The 19,693-nt window shown below is 53.3% G+C and carries 17 protein-coding genes and 2 pseudogenes; 13 read left to right on the top strand and 6 right to left on the bottom strand.

Annotated elements, in window-relative coordinates; all coding sequences use genetic code 11:
* The first annotated feature begins 209 nt into the window (after positions 1–209).
* The 6 genes and pseudogenes from Q9I99_RS09870 to Q9I99_RS11580 all read left to right on the top strand — a co-directional run.
* On the top strand, positions 210–464 hold the full coding sequence (locus Q9I99_RS09870) for a hypothetical protein (protein WP_301667664.1): 255 nt from the start codon (positions 210–212) through the stop codon (positions 462–464).
* Positions 465–620: 156 nt separating this feature from the next.
* Entirely contained in the window at positions 621–1,703 is a 1,083-nt protein-coding gene (locus tag Q9I99_RS09865) for a DUF7146 domain-containing protein (protein WP_301667663.1), read from the top strand.
* Between the two features lie 50 nt (positions 1,704–1,753).
* The gene (locus Q9I99_RS09860; protein ID WP_301667662.1) at positions 1,754–3,529 is read left to right on the top strand and encodes a DUF927 domain-containing protein; all 1,776 of its coding nucleotides are present in this window, start codon (positions 1,754–1,756) and stop codon (positions 3,527–3,529) included.
* A gap of 1,329 nt (positions 3,530–4,858) precedes the next feature.
* Positions 4,859–5,343 (top strand): annotated as a pseudogene (locus Q9I99_RS09855) (hypothetical protein); the annotation flags it as partial.
* A gap of 280 nt (positions 5,344–5,623) precedes the next feature.
* On the top strand, positions 5,624–5,911 hold the full coding sequence (locus Q9I99_RS09850; RefSeq protein ID WP_301667661.1) for a hypothetical protein: 288 nt from the start codon (positions 5,624–5,626) through the stop codon (positions 5,909–5,911).
* A gap of 100 nt (positions 5,912–6,011) precedes the next feature.
* Positions 6,012–6,124, top strand: a pseudogene (locus Q9I99_RS11580) (IS5/IS1182 family transposase); the annotation flags it as partial.
* Positions 6,125–6,185: 61 nt separating this feature from the next.
* On the opposite strand, the gene ruvB reads toward Q9I99_RS11580, so the two are convergent.
* From ruvB to Q9I99_RS09830, 4 genes are all read right to left on the bottom strand, one after another.
* The gene (ruvB, locus tag Q9I99_RS09845; RefSeq protein WP_301667660.1) at positions 6,186–7,217 is read right to left on the bottom strand and encodes a Holliday junction branch migration DNA helicase RuvB; all 1,032 of its coding nucleotides are present in this window, start codon (positions 7,215–7,217) and stop codon (positions 6,186–6,188) included.
* 81 nt (positions 7,218–7,298) lie between these two features.
* Positions 7,299–7,607: a hypothetical protein gene (locus tag Q9I99_RS09840; protein WP_101122971.1), complete on the bottom strand. Its 309-nt coding sequence runs from the start codon at positions 7,605–7,607 to the stop codon at positions 7,299–7,301.
* A gap of 119 nt (positions 7,608–7,726) precedes the next feature.
* Positions 7,727–8,980: a multifunctional CCA addition/repair protein gene (locus Q9I99_RS09835; RefSeq protein ID WP_301667659.1), complete on the bottom strand. Its 1,254-nt coding sequence runs from the start codon at positions 8,978–8,980 to the stop codon at positions 7,727–7,729.
* Positions 8,981–9,051: 71 nt separating this feature from the next.
* Positions 9,052–10,680 carry an ABC-F family ATPase gene (locus Q9I99_RS09830; protein ID WP_301667658.1) on the bottom strand — a complete coding sequence of 543 codons (1,629 nt, stop codon included), beginning with the start codon at positions 10,678–10,680 and terminating at the stop codon, positions 9,052–9,054.
* 150 nt (positions 10,681–10,830) lie between these two features.
* Between Q9I99_RS09830 and Q9I99_RS09825 the strand changes: the two genes are divergently transcribed.
* The 3 genes from Q9I99_RS09825 (at position 10,831) to recR (ending at position 13,489) form a co-directional block, all read left to right on the top strand.
* On the top strand, positions 10,831–11,205 hold the full coding sequence (locus tag Q9I99_RS09825; RefSeq protein ID WP_301667657.1) for an arsenate reductase: 375 nt from the start codon (positions 10,831–10,833) through the stop codon (positions 11,203–11,205).
* A 59-nt stretch (positions 11,206–11,264) separates the two neighbouring features.
* Positions 11,265–12,803 (top strand): SurA N-terminal domain-containing protein, encoded by a 1,539-nt coding sequence (locus Q9I99_RS09820; RefSeq protein ID WP_301667656.1) that lies wholly within the window; start codon positions 11,265–11,267, stop codon positions 12,801–12,803.
* 68 nt (positions 12,804–12,871) lie between these two features.
* Positions 12,872–13,489 (top strand): recombination mediator RecR, encoded by a 618-nt coding sequence (gene recR / locus Q9I99_RS09815; protein ID WP_301667947.1) that lies wholly within the window; start codon positions 12,872–12,874, stop codon positions 13,487–13,489.
* A gap of 55 nt (positions 13,490–13,544) precedes the next feature.
* Here the strand turns inward: recR and Q9I99_RS09810 are convergent, their stop codons facing one another.
* Positions 13,545–13,823, bottom strand: a complete 279-nt coding sequence (locus Q9I99_RS09810) for a hypothetical protein (protein ID WP_301667655.1) — start codon at positions 13,821–13,823, stop codon at positions 13,545–13,547.
* Between the two features lie 225 nt (positions 13,824–14,048).
* Between Q9I99_RS09810 and Q9I99_RS09805 the strand changes: the two genes are divergently transcribed.
* The 4 genes from Q9I99_RS09805 to Q9I99_RS09790 all read left to right on the top strand — a co-directional run bounded on the left by Q9I99_RS09805 (position 14,049) and on the right by Q9I99_RS09790 (position 19,046).
* Positions 14,049–15,296: a lipoprotein-releasing ABC transporter permease subunit gene (locus Q9I99_RS09805; protein WP_301667654.1), complete on the top strand. Its 1,248-nt coding sequence runs from the start codon at positions 14,049–14,051 to the stop codon at positions 15,294–15,296.
* Positions 15,289–15,984 (top strand): lipoprotein-releasing ABC transporter ATP-binding protein LolD, encoded by a 696-nt coding sequence (lolD, locus tag Q9I99_RS09800; RefSeq protein WP_301667653.1) that lies wholly within the window; start codon positions 15,289–15,291, stop codon positions 15,982–15,984. The genes Q9I99_RS09805 and lolD overlap by 8 nt, the downstream gene beginning before the upstream one ends.
* Before the next feature lie 65 nt (positions 15,985–16,049).
* A complete protein-coding gene (gene recD / locus Q9I99_RS09795) occupies positions 16,050–17,795 on the top strand; it encodes an exodeoxyribonuclease V subunit alpha (protein ID WP_301667652.1) in 1,746 nt (581 codons plus the stop codon).
* 132 nt (positions 17,796–17,927) lie between these two features.
* Positions 17,928–19,046 (top strand): hypothetical protein, encoded by a 1,119-nt coding sequence (locus tag Q9I99_RS09790; RefSeq protein WP_301667651.1) that lies wholly within the window; start codon positions 17,928–17,930, stop codon positions 19,044–19,046.
* A 54-nt stretch (positions 19,047–19,100) separates the two neighbouring features.
* Here Q9I99_RS09790 and Q9I99_RS09785 read toward each other — a convergent pair.
* A partial coding sequence (locus Q9I99_RS09785) for a methyltransferase (RefSeq protein ID WP_304666219.1) occupies positions 19,101–19,693 on the bottom strand: 593 nt, incomplete at its 5' end.

The raw sequence follows: 19,693 nt of genomic DNA, 5'->3' as shown, positions 1-19,693 counted from the left end.
GAGCTACCCGATAGCCAGAATACCGAAAGCGGCATTTTCTTATCTTGCATTCCCCCTGTTTTACCTTTTTCAATGGCAGGCAGGGGCAAAGAGGGCTTTATGCCCGCTGGTTCTAACTGCCAGTTTCCTACCCTTTGCCCTTTGCCCGCCGCCCCACCGTGTAGGGACGGAAAGGCGGCATATCAGCCAGTTAGAAAGGTAACAACATCATGACTAAAGTCATCACAAAAGCCATCACACCCGAATTCACTAACTCAGAAATCCCGCAATCATTCTTTCAAGGCGAACAGGATATTTATATCCTGAACGAAGCCGCCTATCTTCAAATCGAGCGCGTAATAGATATGCTGGCAGCAATGGCGACCTACTCACGCGGTAGCGACAAGCACGAAGAGCAGCTATTCAATACTTTGTCTTTTGCTTCTGAGCTTCTCGAAAAATCCATTTCTTGGAACTGTATTTAATCCATTGAATCGACCTTTTGCCATGCCTGAAACGGCAGCGGTGGGATTTTTGCAGCCCGAAGAAACGAAAAAAATATTTCTAACCGCATTCTGACCGACCTGATACGCCTTTTTTACGCTTGGCAAGGGGTAGATATACCCGAAAGGCAAAACGCCATGAAATACGACCTTTCCAACCTCAAAGCCGCCGCATTTGGACGCTGGCAGGAAATCCACGCCGCATTAGGCATAGACCCCCGCTATTTGAATACGCGCCGCCATTGCCCCTGCCCGTATTGCGGCGGCAAAGACCGTTACCGCTACACCGACCATCGGGGAACGGGCGGATTTATCTGTAATCAATGCACCCCGCAGGGCGGCAGCGGCTTTGATTTGTTGATGTTGGTTTTTGGATATGACTTCAAGGAAGCAACCCGCCAAGTAGCCGCCGTTTTGGGGTTTTCAGACGGCATGACGGGGCAATATCAAGCCCGCCGCCCCTTGCCATCAGAACCCGCCGCTCCGATACAGGATAAACAGCCCGCCTTGCTAAAAGCATGGTACGAAGCCCGCCCGCTGGACGGCAACGACCCCGTAAGCCTGTATCTGCAAACGCGGGGCTTGCCGCCCGATTCTTGGCAGTGGACAGGCGGCGCAATCCGTTTTCATTCCGCCCTTTCCCTTTACACCTTACGCGCCCTTGACGGACACACCGCCGCCCCTTTGCTGATTGGTTACTACCCCGCCATGATAGCCGCCGTTACCGACACGGGCGGCAATCTTCAGGGTTTACACCTGACTTATCTAGCCCCCGATTCAGACGACCCGCGCCGCTGGCACAAACTGAACGCAACCCACCCCGAAACGGGTGAAGCCTTGCCCGCCAAAAAAATGCGGGCGCGATACCCCGAAGCATTGCGCGGGGCAGCCGTAGCCCTAGCAGCCCCCGATAAGGACGGGCGGATTTTGGTATCGGAGGGCATAGAAACCGCCCTAGCAGCCCGCGCCTTGTTCGGTATTCCCGCCGTTGCCACCCTTTCCGCCATCGGGATGACCCGCTGGCAATATCCGCCAAATGCCCGCGCCCTGTTTATCGCCGCTGACAACGACAACAGCAAGACGGGAATCAAAGCCGCCGAAAGCCTAGCCCGCCGCGCCATTTTTGACGGATTGACCGCCGCCATATGGCAGAGCGATACGGCGGGATTTGACGCATTGGACGAATACAACACCCGCCAAGCAGACAAAAAAGCCGTCTGAAACCTGATTCAGACGACCGAAAGCTACATTTTCCATTCAAGGATACTGCCATGCTACACCAAAGCAAAAACGACAGCCAAACCGCCGCCCCCGCAAATGATACGCTGTCGGAATTTGAAACCTTTACCATTAAACCTCGTTACGAATGCACGAAAAACGGCGTTTACTTTATCGGCATAAAGACCGATAAAGACGGCAACACGAGCGAAGCCGCCCCGCTTTGGCTTTCCGACCCGATACGGCTTATCGGGCGCGGCATAGACAGCGGCGGCAATCATTACCGCATTATCGAATACAGAGACTGCCTGACCCGCCAAACCAAACAAGCCGCCCTGTCTGCCGCCGATATAGGCACAAATCAAGGCTGGCAGCGTTTGCAGTCATACGGTTTGACTGTCTTATCGGGCAGAGCCAAGCGCGAAAGACTGGCAGACTACCTACAAACTGACGGGCAGGACACCCCATACACCGTAACCGCACAAGCAGGCTGGCATGGCAACGCCTACATCTTACCCAGCGGCGAAACCATACAGCCCGAACACGCCCCAAAAGGACAGGCAAAAACCATTTACAACGGCGATAAAAGCCAAGCCGCCGCATATGCCCCAGCGGGAACGCTGGACGACTGGAATGCCGCCATCGGCAAACATCTGACAGGAAACAGCCGCCTTTGTCTTGCAGTCGGAACAGCCCTAGCCGCGCCCCTGATTGAGCTTTTAGGATTGGAAGCGGGCGGATTCCATCTTTTCGGCGATTCACGCGACGGCAAATCTACTTCCGCCCGCGCCGCATTGAGCGTATGGGGAAACCCCGCCGCCCTGATGCAGACTTGGACAGGCACGGCACACGGATTCAGCAACTTAGCCAACGCCCGTAATGACGGCTTGCTTGTATTGGACGAAATCGGGCAGGCAAACCCCCGCCAAGTAGCCCACACAGCCTATTCAGTTATCAACGGTATATCCAAAGTGCAGGGCGCGAAAGACGGCGGCAACCGAGAATCGACCCGCTGGAAAGTCTTATTGTTTTCCACAGGGGAAAAGCCGCTTGAAAACTTCGTAGAGCGCGGCGGCGAAAAATGGCAGGCAGGGCAGGCAGCCCGCTTGCCAACTATCCCCAGCAATGCAGGGAAAGGATTAGGCATTTACGACACGTTGCATGACTTTGAGAGCGGGGCATTATTGAGCGAACACATCAACCAATCAGCAGCAGCAAACTATGGCACATTGGGGCGCGCCCTGATTGCACTGATACAAAATACCCCTGAATCCATAGCTACCGCCCGCGCCTTGCAAGACGACTTCATGCAGACCCTGCCCGCATTGAATGGACAGGCGCGAACCGTAGCATTACGCCTAGCCGCCACCGCCGCCGCGCTGGAACTTGCCGCCCGCGCCCGCCTGATACCGTTACCCATAGGCGGCGGAATTGCCGCCATCAAACAATGCTTTGAAGACTGGCGCGAACGGACGGGCGGCGGCAAATACGAAGACCGCGCCATTATCGGACAGGCAGCGGCATTCATGGATATAAACGCCCTGTCTATGCGCTTTTCCGATTGGAACAGCCAAACCGTAAACCGCGACCATGCAGGATACAGACGGCAGGAAGGCGAAGACGATGAATATTGGATAATTCCCGTTACTTTTGAATCCGAAATCTGCCAAGACTTCGACAAACAGAAAGTATGCGAAGTCCTACATGCCGCCCAATGGCTGAAAAAGCCCGAAAATCAAAGGGGCTGGACGCACCAACGGAAACGGAAAGGCGCAATCAGCCGTTTCTATGTCCTCATAGGCGAAGCCCCGCCCGATACCGACGAATAAACCAAGCCCGCCCGAACATTCAGGCGGGCTTTTTTGCGTTTGCGGTTTTTACCCGTCAATTTCAGACGACATTAAAACATAAAACCGCCAAATTTGCGAAATGCGGGCATTTTCCTGCCTGCCTATATCTACCTATACCAAAATAATGAAACCCGCCAAATTCCGCAAATTTACCCCGCTAGCGTTCAAATTTTGCCGCCAAGCCATGCCGGCACCTGAAACAGCTCGCCGTACTTACCGAAAAAACCTATATAGGAACACAAAAAAGTGTCGTTACCGTCGTTACCACAAAACTTTACAATATATAAGTACATGAATATAAATATAAAATAGGAAGAAAAAGCGGTAACGACACCCCCCCTTTTTTTATGTCGTTACCGTGTCGTTACCGTCGTTACCCTTTTCTTTTCATAGACTTATCGTGTAAAAATTTGTAAGTATCGACAGGTAACGACACAGATTTTTTTATGTCGTTACCGTGAAAGCCTTGCCCCGTAAGGGTTTGCGGGCGCGGTAACGACGGTAACGACGGTAACGACGGTAACGACACCTTTGTGTGTATATATAGCGTTTTTTTCTGAATCGGGATAATGTTGGAAGAAGTGGGATAATTTGAGATGACCGCCCGCCGATTGCCGCCAAATTTTCAGACGACCGAGCGCGGGGAAATGTGTATCATGAGAGCTACAAAACACCGCCGAAAAATTTTGACTTTGACAAATAGGGGGTATATTTGGGGGTATTTTGATGATTGCTAAAAATAATATATATAAATATCAGAATCTTAAGTATTCAATTTTAGTCTCTACGTCGCACCATTAACAATAAATAAATCAATTACTTAAAACACATTGGGACAATTTAGGGACGCAAAATACAGGCCATCTGATTTAACCAGGTGGCTTTTTTATCGGGCTTGGATAAATTTAAAACCATATAAATCAGAATCTTGCAATATATTCAAAAACCTCTTGCATTACCGTGAAAACATCGGTTACACGCCAAACAACCTGAAGGAATTGCGCCACAAGTACGGCTTGATGCAAGAGCGGGTTGCCGAGATTACGGGTGTAACTTTGGCTACGGAACAAAAATAGGAGGCGACAATGGGTTTGAAAGCGCATTGCGATATCCTGCACACACGTTGGTTGGTTTTGTTGGAGTATTTGGGGAATCTTTAAATCGGTTTTGTTTGAATAATATCGGAATGATGCCGTCTGTAAGCAAATTTGCTTCAGGTGGCTTTTTATTTGCCCCGAGAAATGGTTTGTCGATGTGTTTTTTGTGTAACTTGTATGTGAATGGAAAAGGCGAGAAGAGGGTTGGGCAATGAATGATTTGGTTAGATACGATCCGTTGGAACACGGGCAGCTTGCTGGGGGGTGAAGAAGTATCGCTGCTTTACTGAAAAAGATGCGCGAGAGGCTTCCGATGATTGGGCGTTGACGCGCGGGTTTAAAAATTCTGCACGTTCGGCGCGTATGGCGTGGAATGATTTTACGCGCGATACAGAGGAACTCAGCCAACTGAAGGCTGAGGATATGGATTATCGGAAGATTCAGGAGGGGCGTAAGTCTCAGGCTCGCAGGGAGCTTGGCGTGGCTTGGGATAAGGGCGAAGGTGTCGGTGTGGTGGACAAGGCGACGATGAGGCTTGGCGGCGGTATTTTGAATATGGGCAGGAAAGCCGCCGAGAAGGCTGTATTAAAGAAAATGGGCGTTGCGGCGGCTAAGGGAATGCCTGAATTTGCGGCTTTGACGGCTAAGGAGTCCGTCAAGGGCGGATTGGGCGGTGCGGCATGGCACGCGGCGGCTTTGCGCGAGTTGCGCGGCGTGGTGGAACAGGAAGCATCCGGAGCGTGCCATCAAGTCGGAAAACATTATGGCGGGCGTGAGGAATCGGCAACGGCCGTTGCGGGGGCGAAAGACGGTATTATCTGTCGGACAGGCACTCGGATGCGCGGACGGACGGCGGTTTTGCCTTCGGGCATTGAGGAAATCCCGAACCTGAAAACGGTTCGGGCTTTTTTTAGGCGGTTGAATGCCGCCGATACGGTTGGTTTAATGGGTGTGTTTTTAACTTGTTGGAGTGGTTATGGCTAATACGCTTTATGATACTTCCCGCCAGATGTTCTTGGAGGGGCAGTTGAACCGGGCGGATGATACGGTCAAGGTCGCTTTGGTGGATACCAATGCTTATACGCCGAATGTGGCGACGCATAAGCATACCGACGATAAACATACAAACAACCTCATTTCAATGAATATATATCAGTATATGGTAAACGGTTTTTCTTCAGGCGTTACTATCGGCGCATCAGCCGGCACTGTAGTTGTCAGTATCAAGTCGGTCAAGTCTTCTTCATCTTATTATTTCATTTGACTTTTTCATTTATCAACCTTAATTTCCGAGCAGTACGGAATTTTGCGAATCCTACATTATGTAACGGATCGGGTACAAAACCTGATAAAAAATATAGTGGATTAACAAAAATCAGGACAAGGCGACGAAGCCGCAGACAGTACAAATAGTACGGCAAGGAGAGGCAACGCCGTACTGGTTTTTGTTAATCCACTATACATGCCGTCTGAAGCTGTTGCAGACAAAGGGGATGATGTCCGACTTTGGTCGGCGGTTCGGTTTCAGACGGCATGGTTTATTTTTCAACCGGCAGTCCGAAATGAAGATAGGCGCGTTCTGTCGCCATCCTGCCGCGCGGGGTGCGTTGCAAAAAGCCTTGTTGGATGAGGTAGGGTTCGATAACGTCTTCGATGGTGTCCGTAGATTCGCCGATGGCAGCGGCAACGTTGTCCAAACCGACGGGCCCGCCGCCGAATTTGTGCAAAACGGCTTCGAGAAATTTCCTGTCCATCACGTCCAGCCCCTGCGCGTCCACGTCCAGCATGCTTAAAGCAGCATCGGCGACGGCGGCATCGATCGTGCCGTTGTTTTTCACATCGGCAAAATCGCGCACGCGGCGTAACAGGCGGTTGGCGATGCGCGGCGTGCCCCGGCTGCGTTTGGCGATTTCTTCCGCGCCTTCTTCGGACATATCGAGCTGCAACAGTTGTGCCGAACGGCTGACGATGGTGGCAAGGTCGCGGTTTTCGTAAAACTCGAGGCGGGAGACGATGCCGAAGCGGTCGCGCAACGGATTGGTCAGCATACCGGCGCGGGTGGTCGCGCCGACAAGCGTGAAGGGTGGAAGGTCGATTTTGACGGAACGGGCGGCAGGGCCTTCGCCTATCATGATGTCGAGCTGGTAGTCTTCGAGCGCGGGGTAGAGGATTTCTTCGACAACAGGGCTGAGGCGGTGGATTTCGTCGATGAACAATACGTCGTGCGGTTCAAGGTTGGTCAAAAGGGCGGCGAGGTCGCCTGCGCGTTCGAGGACGGGACCGCTGGTTTGGCGCAAATTCACGCCCAACTCTTTGGCGATGATGTGGGCAAGGGTGGTTTTGCCCAGTCCGGGCGGGCCGAAAAGCAAAACGTGGTCGAGTGCTTCGCCGCGTTTTTTGGCGGCTTGGATGAAAATGGCGAGCTGCTCTTTGGCTTTATGCTGCCCGATGTAGTCGTCCAGCGTTTTGGGGCGGAGGGCGCGTTCGAGCAGTTCTTCCTGTGCGGAGGCGGTTTGGGCGGCAACGATGCGTTGCGGTTGCGCGGCGGTCAGGTTGTCGGTTTGCAGCATAGTGTTCCCTTTGTCGGGTATGCCGTCCGAACGGTCGGCGGCGTTTCAGACGGCATTGGAAAGATAACGGTCAAAAGCGTTTTATCCGCGCGTTTCGCGCCAAACAAGATAGTCGCGCAGGGGCGGCATAGGCGGATTGATGCAGTGGGGGCAGATGCCGGTGGTGTCTTCGTCGTCGCTGTCGATGTGGTAGGCGTTGGGGTCGAAGCGGACTTGCTGCATTACCGCCTGCGCCAATGCCTGCGCTTGAACGACGTCGAAGGTGAATTTTTCAAGGATTTCGTTCAATAGGCGGATTTCGCCATCGCTAAATTCCGAGCTGTGTTTGAGAATGAGGCGTTGGTAATCTTCGTTGTTGATTTTAGATAATAAATCGGTTTGTAGGGTCATGATTTTATGTTGGGAACGGAATGGCTGAAGAGTGAATTATAGCGGATATGGCAGCGGCTGTTGCAAAGCTTGGATTGGGTATCGTCCTCAAAATTCTCAAAGTAGCCATATTGTGCGTTTTAATGTTTTTCTGTCTTTTCTTGCTCCGTTCGAAACGCTTTTTGTAATGGGGTAATTTCTGTCAGCCGCGCCCGATCGATTTCTTCGGCGATAAGGTGCGCTTTTCCCTGCGCGCGGCATTCGGCGGCGATTTTGCCCGAATCCGCCTGATTGGCGGCTTCGAGCAGGGCAAGCCAGTGCGCGCGTTGAGGGTAGGGCGTGTGTTCGCGGTTCAGACGGCCTTGCGTATCGGCAATGCAGACGTTTAAGGCGGCGGCAAAGCGTTCGGGCCGTCTGAAAGCGTCGGTTTTTTTCAAAACGTTCAGAATGGTTCGGCTTTTAAGCTGTCCGACTTGGTGGAAAATAATGTGCCAGCGGCAGACCAGTTCGGCAAGCTCGGCGCAATGTTTCGGCGCACGCAGCCGATGATTAACTTCGCGCACAGGTTCGACGCCGGCGAGGTCGTGTCCGTGGTGGCGCGGCAGGATGTCGGACGGTGTTTTGGCTTTGCCCAAATCGTGCAGCAGGGCGGCATAGCGCTCGGGTAACGTCAGACCCATATCGGCGGCGCGTTGTAACGTCATCAGGGTATGGATGCCGCTGTCGATTTCGGGATGATAGTCGGCGCGTTGCGGCACGCCGAAGAGGGCATTGACCTCAGGCAGCAAAACTTTGAGCGCACCGCATTCGCGCAATACTTCAATCATCCTTCGGGGATTTTTTTCCATCAAACCTTTCGCCAACTCTTGCCAGACACGTTCGGCAACCAAAGCGTCCGCTTCGCCGTTTTCTACCATCTGCCGCATCAGCTTTATGGTTTCTTCGGCGATTTCAAATCCGTAGCGCGCGGCAAAGCGGGCAGTACGCAGGATGCGGACGGGGTCTTCGGCGAAGGCCGGGGAAACGTGGCGCAAAATACCCGCCGCCAAATCCCGTTGTCCGCCGAAAGGGTCGATAATCTTGCCGTCCGCATCTTGCGCCATCGCGTTGATGGTCAGGTCGCGGCGCATTAAGTCCTGCTCGAGCGTAACGTCTTTGTCGGCGTGGAAACTGAAACCGGCGTAACCTTTGGCGGTTTTGCGTTCGGTGCGGGCGAGGGCGTATTCTTCGTGCGTTTCGGGATGGAGGAACACGGGAAAGTCTTTGCCGACCGGGCGGAAGCCTTGCGCCTGCATCGTTTGCGCGTCCGTGCCGACTACCGCCCAATCGCGGTCTTTGACGGGCAGCCCCAAAAGATAATCGCGGACGGCGCCGCCGACGAGGTAAATCTGCATATACTTTGTGTTTCAAAGTTATCAAGAATGCCGTCTGAAGCGGCTTCAGACGGCATTGTTCCAACCGGCGGTTATGCTATGCCTTTTTTCTCGAGATAGCTTTCGTAATCGCCCAAGTAGTGTTCATATCCGCCTTTGCCGTCCAATTCGATGATTTGGGTTGCCAGGGAGGAAACGAACTGACGGTCGTGGGAGACGAAAATCAGCGTGCCGTTGTATTTTTCCAGCGCCATGTTCAAGGATTCGATGCTTTCCATGTCCATATGGTTGGTCGGTTCGTCCATCACCAAAACATTGGGTTTCAACAGCAACAGTTTGCCGTAAAGCATACGGCCTTTTTCGCCACCGGAAAGAACCTTTACTTTTTTCACTACATCGTTGCTGCCGAAGAGCAAGCGGCCCAAAGTGCCTCGGATGACTTGTTCGTCGTCGCCTTCCTGACCCCATTGGCGCATCCATTCGCTCAAATCCATATCGACGTCGAAGTCGTTTTCATGGTCTTGCGGATAGTAGCCGACGCTGGCTTTTTCCGCCCATTTGATGCTGCCTTCGTCCGGCAGCAGGCCGTCTGAATATTCGGGGTTGTACGCGCCGGCGAGGAGTTTCAGCAAGGTGGATTTACCCGCGCCGTTCGGACCGATGATGGCGAGGCGTTGTCCCGCTTCGAGGATGAAGTTCAGGTTTTTGAACAACTGGGTTTCAAAGCGTTTCGCCAGTTTTTCCACTTCCACAGCCTGACGGTGCAGCTTGGCTTTTTCATCGGCTTCAAAACGGATATACGGGTTTTGACGGGTGGAAGGTTTGACTTCGACCATTTCCGATTTGATTTTGTCGGCCTGTTTCAGACGGCTGGTCGCCTGACGGGCTTTGGATTTGTTGGCACTGAACCGCGCCACAAATTCTTGCAATTCCTGCAATTTTTCTTTCGCTTTGGCGTTGTCTTTCAGGGCGCGCTCGCGCGATTGGGCGGAAGCGAGCATGTAGTCGTCGTAGTTGCCCGGATAGATGGTGATGGTGTTGTAGTCCAAATCCGCCATATGCGTGCAGACTTCGTTCAGGAAGTGGCGGTCGTGGCTGATGATAATCATGGTGCTGTCGTATTGGTTCAGCACGCCTTCCAGCCAGCGGATGGTGTTAATGTCCAAGTTGTTGGTCGGTTCGTCCAAGAGCAATACATCCGGTTTGGAGAACAACGCCTGCGCCAGCAATACGCGCAGTTTGAAGCCCGGGGAGACTTCCTCCATTTTCGCATTGTGCAAATCTTCGGAGATGCCCACGCCGCTCAACAGCTCGGCGGCGCGCGCTTCGGCGGTGTAGCCGTCGTATTCGGCGAACTTGGCTTCCAGTTCGGCGGCTTTCATGTAGTCGTCTTCGGTGGCTTCGAGATTGGCGTAAATTGCATCGCGCTCGGTCATCGCCGCCCACATTTCGGTATGCCCCATCATCACCACGTCCAGCACACGCATATCTTCGTAGGCAAACTGGTCTTGGCGCAATTTGCCCAAACGCACGCCGTTTTCAATCGCCACTTCGCCGGCGGTCTGTTCCAAATCGCCGCCGAGGATTTTCATGAAGGTGGATTTGCCTGAGCCGTTCGCGCCAATCAGGCCGTAGCGGTTGCCTTCGCCGAATTTGACGGATACGTTTTCAAACAGCGGCTTCGCGCCGAACTGCATGGTGATGCCGTTGGTAGAAATCATTACTGGTAAAACCTTATATTGAACAAGAGATTAAATTTTTCGAATTTTCGGATTGTAACATAAGCGCACTGCCGTCTGAAACAGACGGGCAAATTTTCAGACACTTATAGTAAAATATCGGTTCTATTATTTCAGGCAAAAGGTTTCCAAATGATAATCCTTCACGGCATTCCAAATTGCGACACAGTCAAAAAAGCCAAAAACCGGCTTGCTGGATACGGCTTGGAGTTTGAATTTCGGGACTTCAAAAAACAGATGCCGTCTGAAGCGGAAATCTGCTCGTGGCTGGAACAAGTGTCTTTGGAAGCCCTGCTCAACAAACGCGGGACAAGCTGGCGCAAACTCGATGCCGAAACACAGCAAAAAGCCCTGTCCTCGACAGCGGAGGCCGTCAAACTGATGTCTGAAATGCCGAGCCTGATCAAGCGTCCCGTATTGGAATTCGGCGGCAGGGTTTACGTCGGCTTCAGCGAAGAAACCTACGACGACATCTTCAACCGGCAAGCCCCGTGCAGACAGGGATAAAAACCGTTACAATACCCGACTTGAATTTCCCGTTCCCATTCTATATCCCGATTTAAAATATGTTCCATTCCATCGAAAAATACAGAACGCCCGCCCAAGTCCTTTTGGGGCTGATTGCATTAACCTTCGTCGGCTTCGGGGTCAGCACGGTATCCCATCCGGGCGCCGACTACATCGTCCAAGTGGGCGACGAAAAAATCAGCGAGCAGTCGATTAACACCGCCATGCAAAACGAACAGGCGGGCGGCGGCAGCCCTTCGCGTGATGCGGTGTTCCAATCCCTGCTTCAACGCGCCTACCTGAAACAGGGCGCGAAGCTGATGGGCATTTCGGTTTCTTCCGAACAAATCAAGCAGATTATTGTAGACGATCCCAATTTTCACGATGCAGGCGGCAAATTCAGCCATGCCCTTTTGAGTCAATACCTGTCGCAACGCCATATGTCTGAAGACCAGTTTGTCGAGGAAATCCGTGACCAATTCGCATTGCAGAATTTGGTAAACCTTGTTCAAAACGGCGTATTGGTCGGCGACGTGCAGGCGGAACAGCTGATCAGGCTGACGCAGGTCAACCGTACCATCCGTTCGCACACCTTCAATCCCGACGAGTTCATCGCCCAAGTCAAAGTGTCTGAAGCCGATTTGCAGAAATTTTATAATGCAAACAAAAAAGACTACCTGCTGCCGCAGGCAGTCAAATTAGAATATGTCGCATTGAATCTGAAGGATTTTGCAGACAAACAGACCGTCGGTGAAACGGAAGTGAAAAATGCGTTTGAAGAGCGCGTGGCGCGTTTGCCGGCAAATGAAGCCAAACCTTCTTTCGAGCAGGAAAAAGCCGCCGTCGAAAACGAATTGAAAATGAAAAAGGCGGTTGCCGACTTCAATAAGGCAAAAGAAAAGCTGGGCGATGATGCGTTCAATCATCCTTCCTCGCTTGCCGAAGCCGCCAAAAACAGCGGTTTGAAAGTGGAAACCCAAGATACGTGGTTGGGCAGGCAGGACGCGCAAATGTCCGGTATGCCCGAAAACCTGATCAATGCCATATTCAGCGACGACGTATTGAAGAAAAAACACAATTCCGAAGTGCTGACCATCAACAGCGAAACCGCGTGGGTCGTCCGCGCCAAAGAAGTCCGCGAAGAGAAAACCCTGCCGTTTGCCGAAGCCAAAGACGCGGTGCGTCAGGCTTATATCCGCGCCGAAGCCGCCAAACTTGCCGAAAACAAGGCAAAAGAAACGCTGGCGCAGTTGAGCGGAGGCAAGGCAGTTGACGTGAAATGGTCGGAAGTGTCTATTTTGGGCGCGCAACAGGCAAGGCAGTCCATGCCTCCCGAGACTTATGCGGAACTGCTGAAAGCAAAACCGGCAAACGGCAAACCCGCCTATGTCAGACTGACCGGCCTGCCGGCACCCGTGATTGTCGAAGTACAGGCTGTAACCCCGCCGGATGATATCGCCGCACAGCTTCCGCCTGCAAAACAGGCTTTGGCGCAACAGCAGTCTGCCAATACCTTCGACTTGCTGATACGTTATTTCAACGGCAAAATCAAACAGACCAAAGGTGCCCAGTCTGTTGGCGGAAATGACGGGCAGTAATTTCCGGTTTTCTATATTCGATATAACGGTCGGAATATTCCGACCGTTTTCCCATATGGCGGAGTATGATGAATTCCAAAAAGCAAGATGCCTTCCAAAGGCTGATCGGTGCGCTGAAAGTATTGCCCAACGTCGGGCCGAAATCGGCACAGCGGATGGCGTACCATCTGTTGCAGCACAAGCGCAAAGAGGCTGAAGAGCTGGTGGATGCCTTGCAGACGGCATTGAAGCAGGTTCACCATTGCACGATGTGCAACACGTTTTGCGAAGGCGAATTGTGCGATATTTGTGCTGATGAAACACGCGACGGGCGGCGGCTGATGGTGGTGCATATGCCTGCCGACGTGTCCAATATGGAAGCGGCAAATTGCCATGACGGGCTGTATTTCGTCCTGATGGGGCAAATCAATACGGCACTGGGAATGGACGTATCGGCCATCGCATTGGACAGGCTGGCGCAACGGCTGGGCGGAGGGGAAGTCGAAGAAATCATTATTGCAACCGCCTTTACCGCAGAAGGCAATGCGACGGCGTATGTCCTGTCCGAGTTTTTCAAAAACCTGCCTTACAAAGTCAGCAGGCTGTCGCAAGGCATCCCCTTGGGCGGCGAATTGGAATATGTCGATGCGGGTACGCTGGCGCAGGCGGTGTACGAACGCCGCCTGATTAAAGAAGGCGGGGCGTAACGCCGCCAATGCAAAATGCCGTCTGAAGCCTTCAGACGGCATTTTCCCGGACGGTTTACTTGCAGTTGAGCCCTTGAATCTGCAACGCGCCTTCGTTGCCGACTTTGAACACGCACTGCGTCGCGCTGCTGCCGGACACGGTAATGCTGCCGCTGCCGCCGTTCAGGCTGACAGGTTCCTTAACGCCCATACCGACTGCCGTTGCCGCCAGCTTTTGCGCGTCGGCTTCGGAATAAGGCGTGTTGTTGGCATCGATTTTGATTTCTTTGGCATAGGCTGTCGAAACAGTAAAAACGGCAACAGCACACAAAGCGGAGATTTTCCTGATATTCATTGTTTTCCTTAAAGAAAAGGTTTTGTTTCAAGAGAAGGATAGGGCAGTTCGGCACGTTGTGCAAGTTTTCCGCCCTGTTTTTCCGAATTTGCCACATACCGCGTCTTTATTTGCACAGCCTGCCGTTCGGACGCTGCCGGGGTTTTACGGTACAATAACCTTTTGCCGCCGCCCCCAAACCGCCGTCCGGGGAGGCACGTTTGCAGACATTTTTAAGGTAGCGTTATGTTTTCTCTAGAGGCTTGGATAGGCTTGAGGTATCTCAGGGCGAAAAAGCGCAACGGCTTTATGTCGTTTATCACGATGGTTTCGATTGCCGGAATCTCCTTGGGCGTAACCGCGCTGATTGTCGTCTTGTCGGTTATGAACGGCTTTCAGAAAGAAATACGCGGGCAGCTCCTGAATGTCGCGCCGCACGCCGAAATCGGCTATATCGACAACACGGATACGGATTGGCGCAATCTGCGCAAGTTTACTGAAAATCAGAAAGGCATCTTGGCGACTGCCCCCTATGTTTCCAATCAGGCATTGCTGGCCCATGCGGGCGAGATCAGGGGCGTGCAGATGCGCGGCATTTTGCCGTCTGAAGAGCGCAAAGTGGTGGAATACGGCGACAAAATGCCGGCAGGCAAGTTTGAAGACCTGATTCCGGGCGAGTTTGACATTATCCTCGGTGTCGGTTTGGCTGAGGCACTGGGCGTCGAAGTCGGCAATAAAGTTACCGTCATCACGCCGGAGGGCAACGTTACCCCCGCCGGAGTCGTACCGAGGTTGAAACAGTTTACCGTGGTCGGTCTGGTTAAAACGGGTGTTTACGAGGTTGACAATTCATTGGCGATGACGCATATCCAAGACGCGCGCGCACTGTACCGTTTGGATAAGGAGGTTGCGGGGCTGCGGCTGAAGCTCGCCGATCCGCAAAACGCCCCCGCCTTGACGGCAACACTGATTCCGGAGGCGCAAAGGGACGCGGTTTGGGTGCGCGATTGGACGTACAGCAACCGCAGCTATTTTGAAGCGGTCGAACTGGAAAAACGGATGATGTTCATCATCCTGACGCTGATTATCGCTGTGGCGGCGTTCAACCTTGTCTCTTCGTTAGTGATGGCGGTTACGGAAAAGCAGGCGGACATTGCAATTTTGCGGACTTTGGGTCTTTCCCCTGCCGGCGTGATGAAGATTTTTATGGTGCAGGGCGCGTTTTCAGGCTTTTTCGGCACGCTGGCGGGTGTGGTCTGCGGCGTGCTTTTGGGTTGGAACGTCGGCAGAGTCGTGGCGTTTTTTGAAAACCTGCTCGGTGTCCACCTCATCAATTCGCAGGTTTATTTTATCGACTACCTGCCCAGCGATGTTGATATGGGCGACGTTGCCCTGATTGCCTGCATTTCCTTGGGACTGTCTTTCGTGGCGACGCTCTACCCGAGCTGGCGCGCGTCAAAAACCCAACCGGCGGAGGCTTTGCGTTATGAGTGAGTTGATTTTGAAATGCGAAGGCGTGGGCAAACGCTATCGGGACGGCGGTTTGGACGTTCGGGTGCTGCACGGCTTGGATTTGGAAATCCGCGCGGGGGAAAGCACCGGCATCATCGGTTCTTCGGGCAGCGGCAAATCGACGCTGCTGCATATTTTGGGTGGGCTAGATATGCCGTCTGAAGGCAGGGTGCTGCTGATGGGCGAGGATTTGCGTACATTAAGCCAGCGACAACTGGGCATCCTGCGCAACCACCATCTCGGTTTCGTGTACCAGTTCCACCATCTTCTGCCTGAATTTTCGGCACTGGAAAACGTGATGATGCCGCTTCTGATCGGCAAAAAAAGCCGTGAAGAGGCGGCAGAAACGGCAATGGCGATGCTGGAAAAGGTCGGGCTGAAACACCGTTCGACGCACCGCGCGGGCGAACTTTCAGGCGGCGAACGCCAGCGTGCCGCCATTGCGCGCGCCTTGGTTACGCAACCCAAATGCCTGCTTGCCGACGAGCCGACCGGCAATCTCGACCGTGCGAACGCCAGGAATGTTTTGGATATGATGCTGGAACTGAAAACAGAATTGGGAACGGGGCTGGTGGTCGTAACGCACGACGACGAACTCGCCGGCCGCTTCGAGCGCGTGATGGTCATGAAAGACGGCAGCCTGCATCCGAAACAGGGAGCAGGCGCCTGAAAAGTGCAATACACCGTGCCGTCTGAAAAATCATGCTTTCAGACGGCATTTCGACAAGGAATACGATGGAACGGCAGACAGATGAATTTGCCCAAGCGGCAGCAAGGGCAGCAATCCGTTTTTTGGAACACTATGCGGGTTCAGGCAGCGAAGTGCTTGCAAACTGCACCGAACGCCTGTTTCAGGCATTGCAGAATGGTCATTCGTTTATCCATTTGAGCGGTGGCGAGGCTGACGCGCTGTCGGCACTCGAACCCGTAGTCGGACGATCCGCATCACCCTTAATTTTAGAAGGCAGAAGGCTATTTTTGGGCAGGATGTGGCAGTTGGAATACGATTTGGCTGCCGAGATAAAACGCTTGGCGGCAGCCGGCACGTCCGCCCCCGACGCGGCAGGCGCGCGGCAAAACCTCGCAAAATGGTTTCAAGGCACGGGCAGCGAAGGACAGCGCGATGCCGCCGCCTTGGCACTGTTGGAGTCTTTTATGGTGATTACCGGCGGGCCGGGAACGGGCAAAACGACAACGGTTGCCAAACTGCTGGCGCTGATTTGCGGCGAAGACGAAAATCTTCCCAACATCGCGCTTGCCGCACCGACAGGCAAAGCAGCGGCACATATGGCGCGCGCGCTGCACCGTGCAATCAACGGTTTTGACGCGCCGGAGGCCGTCCGCCGCCATTTGCTCAAACTGGAAGGGCAAACCGTCCACCGACTGCTGAAGCTGAGCCCGCCCAAAATGCAGGCGGCGTTCGACCATATCCGTCCGCTGCCGTTCGACGTGCTGATTGTCGATGAAGCCTCCATGTTGGATACCGCATTGATGCTGCAACTTTTGAAAGCGGTCAAAACCGGCGCGCGCGTGATTCTGCTGGGGGATGAAAACCAGCTTCCGTCCGTCGGAATCGGGGCCGTGCTGTCCGTCCTGTCGCAAAAAACCGTTTTGGACGGAGAAACGCACCAAAGGCTGGCCGGCTTCCTTCCGGAACACGGTTTCAGCGTCAGCGCAAATCCGCCCGTGCTGGCGCAAAACACCGCCCATCTGTCGTTCAGCCACCGCTTCGGCGACAACAGCGGCATCGGCTGCCTTGCCCGTGCCGCCGTATCGGGCGATGAAGGGGCGTGGGCATTGTTTGACCGGTTTCCGGATGAACTGGAACATTCGGAATGCAGTCCGAACGCTCGAGTCGAAAGGTTGTACCGGACGCACAAAGCCTATTGGCAGGCGGTAAAAGACGGCAATATCGAAGCCGCATACGCAAGCATCTCGGATATCGTGGTTCTGGCAGCTTGGCGGCAGGATGCGGAAAACTTCAACGAAGCCTATTGCAGCCATGTACGCCGCAAAATGAACATACCCGAACATCATGCCTATTTCGCCGGAGAGCCGATTATGATCAGGCAAAACGACTATGCACTCGAGTTGTTCAACGGAGACGTCGGACTGATTATGGATGATGCCCAAAGGCCGGGCAGCCTGTCCGCCTATTTTCCCGATACGGACGGGTTTAAAAAGGTTGCAGTCAGCTGCCTTCCGGATTTTGAACCTGCTTTCGCCATGACCGTCCATAAAAGCCAAGGTTCGGAGTATCGGGAAGTCTGGCTGCTGCCGCCCTCTGCCGCACCTTCGAACGAAGAGGACGATGCGCTTTCCGGCTTGAGCAGGGAGCTGCTTTACACCGCCATTACCAGGGCAAAGGAAAAATTCGTATTCTTCGGCGGAGAAGAAACCTTCCGTCAGGCGGCAGCTACTGTCAAAGTCCGTCAGACGGCATTGAGCAATATGCTCAAACGTGTGTTTTTCCAAGATTGACACATATCAAATCCCGATAAAAAACGTTAAAAACCGTCAATATTTTCTTGACCCGACGGATGGCATTCCATACGATAGGTCTGCACAAAATACAACAATTACCGACGTTTTTCCTCTTTTATCGGAGACAGTATGGACTTATTGAAACCCACGCTTCTAACCGGCATGGCAATGCTGGTTTCCCTTCCCGTGTCGGCATCGGGTATCGACGGCGGTCGCGATGCGGCAGTCCTTTCGACTACAGGCGATTACGTCAACTCAGGCAGCATCATCAGCAAAGACGACGACAAAATCAGTCTGTTCGGCGACAGGCTGACACTCAACGGCGGTTTCCGCGTGCGCGTTGACAGCAAAGATACGGCGGCAAGCAACAGCAGCTCCTATCCGACCGGCGAAAACACTAACACCAGCTTCAATACCGAATTGTGGCTGCGTGCCAAACTCTATAAAGATTGGAAGGCGGTCGTCCAAATCGAGCCGAACATCAATCTGGAAACAGGCAAATTCAACGGCAAACACGATGTGCCGATGAACAAACTCTATGCAGAAGGCAGCCTTACGCCCAATCTGAAGGCGCGTATCGGCAAATTTGGCGCATTCTCCTCTTACGGCAGGGTTTGGGATACGGAAGTTACCGGTGCCGAACTGTTTTTCAACAACACCTCGCTGCCGGCGAAAATTACACTCGGACGCAGAACCGGCAATCTTAACGACAACGTATGGGGCATAGGCGGACACCGCAGGCATTTCGCCTCCGCCCAGGCAACTTTGCCCGTCAGCGAACGTATCAATGTCGGCGCAACCGTCAGCTATATGGACAAAGTCAAACACGGAAACGCGGAACATGATGCCGTATTGGGCGAAATCGGTACGGACGTGAAGCTGAACGACAATATCCGCTGGATGGCGGCAGCCGGCAAATCCAATCTGAAAGCCTATCACGATGCTGGCGGAAAAATCGCCAATTACGGCGTGTTTACCGAATTGCGCTACAAACTTGCCGACACCAAAAAACCGCAGTCTTACGACGTATTCGCCAACTACCGCAAAGTCGGTCCGCTGTCCGGCGTGTCTTCGGCTGAGGATTACAGCAAAAACGTTCAGGGCGTACAGGTCGGTCTGACCTATATCCCTTGGAAAAACTGGCGGATTAAGGGCTTCTACCTGAACGGCAAACAGGTTACGCCGACGGCGGGCAACGTCAGACAAAATGTCGATGTAGTGCGCGGCCAGTTGGAATACATTTTCTGACGGCATCGTACAAATCCGCATGAAAAACGGCTGCTTTGACGGGCAGCCGTTTTGTTATGCCTTTTTCAAACGGTACAGGAAAGTAGTTTCCCTATTTCGGGCAAAAGCCAGCGGATCGTCCGGGGCGGCAGCTTTTTTGTGGACCGGTTTGGTTTTCAAAACATCCTCAACGCGCAAACCCGCCTGAGCAAATGCCTTTTCCAAAAAGTCGGCAGGGCGCAGGTGCAGATGTTCGGCAAGGTCGGAAATAATCAGGCGGATTTCTCCGTCGGGATTCAGATGTTTCGGCGCATCACGCAAAAACGCAGCCAGCATCGCAGATTCGGGGTCATATAACGCGGATTCGACGGCGGAAGTCGGCTTGGTGGGAAGCCAGGGCGGATTGCAGACGATTAAATCGGCAAACCCTTCGGGAAACAGATCGGTTTCGCGGATTTCAACCTGTTTTTCAAAACCCAAACGGGCAATATTGGCACGGGCGCAGGCAACCGCCCTCGGATTGGTATCCGTGCCGATGACGGAAGGAATGCCCTGTTTCGCCAAAATGGCGGCAAGCACGCCGGAGCCCGTCCCGATATCGAATGCCGTCTGAAAACCCGTTGACGGCGCATGGGCAAGCAGGTTGAGATACTCGCCGCGCAACGGCG

It is taken from the genome of Neisseria basseii (assembly GCF_962707005.1).
Classification (GTDB): Bacteria; Pseudomonadota; Gammaproteobacteria; order Burkholderiales; family Neisseriaceae; genus Neisseria; species Neisseria bergeri.
This window is presented reverse-complemented; position numbering and strand designations above follow the sequence as displayed.

Bases quoted from the DNA above. Each gene is read 5' to 3' on its own strand.
- recD (WP_301667652.1), top strand. From the start codon at position 16,050: ATGGAACGGCAGACAGATGAATTTGCCCAAGCGGCAGCAAGGGCAGCA.
- Q9I99_RS09870 (WP_301667664.1), top strand. From the start codon at position 210: ATGACTAAAGTCATCACAAAAGCCATCACACCCGAATTCACTAACTCA.
- Q9I99_RS09850 (WP_301667661.1), top strand. From the start codon at position 5,624: ATGGCTAATACGCTTTATGATACTTCCCGCCAGATGTTCTTGGAGGGG.
- Q9I99_RS09830 (WP_301667658.1), bottom strand. From the start codon at position 10,680: ATGATTTCTACCAACGGCATCACCATGCAGTTCGGCGCGAAGCCGCTG.
- Q9I99_RS09840 (WP_101122971.1), bottom strand. From the start codon at position 7,607: ATGACCCTACAAACCGATTTATTATCTAAAATCAACAACGAAGATTAC.
- Q9I99_RS09820 (WP_301667656.1), top strand. From the start codon at position 11,265: ATGTTCCATTCCATCGAAAAATACAGAACGCCCGCCCAAGTCCTTTTG.
- Q9I99_RS09835 (WP_301667659.1), bottom strand. From the start codon at position 8,980: ATGCAGATTTACCTCGTCGGCGGCGCCGTCCGCGATTATCTTTTGGGG.
- lolD (WP_301667653.1), top strand. From the start codon at position 15,289: ATGAGTGAGTTGATTTTGAAATGCGAAGGCGTGGGCAAACGCTATCGG.
- Q9I99_RS09865 (WP_301667663.1), top strand. From the start codon at position 621: ATGAAATACGACCTTTCCAACCTCAAAGCCGCCGCATTTGGACGCTGG.
- Q9I99_RS09825 (WP_301667657.1), top strand. From the start codon at position 10,831: ATGATAATCCTTCACGGCATTCCAAATTGCGACACAGTCAAAAAAGCC.
- Q9I99_RS09790 (WP_301667651.1), top strand. From the start codon at position 17,928: ATGGACTTATTGAAACCCACGCTTCTAACCGGCATGGCAATGCTGGTT.
- Q9I99_RS09805 (WP_301667654.1), top strand. From the start codon at position 14,049: ATGTTTTCTCTAGAGGCTTGGATAGGCTTGAGGTATCTCAGGGCGAAA.
- ruvB (WP_301667660.1), bottom strand. From the start codon at position 7,217: ATGCTGCAAACCGACAACCTGACCGCCGCGCAACCGCAACGCATCGTT.
- Q9I99_RS09810 (WP_301667655.1), bottom strand. From the start codon at position 13,823: ATGAATATCAGGAAAATCTCCGCTTTGTGTGCTGTTGCCGTTTTTACT.
- recR (WP_301667947.1), top strand. From the start codon at position 12,872: ATGAATTCCAAAAAGCAAGATGCCTTCCAAAGGCTGATCGGTGCGCTG.
- Q9I99_RS09860 (WP_301667662.1), top strand. From the start codon at position 1,754: ATGCTACACCAAAGCAAAAACGACAGCCAAACCGCCGCCCCCGCAAAT.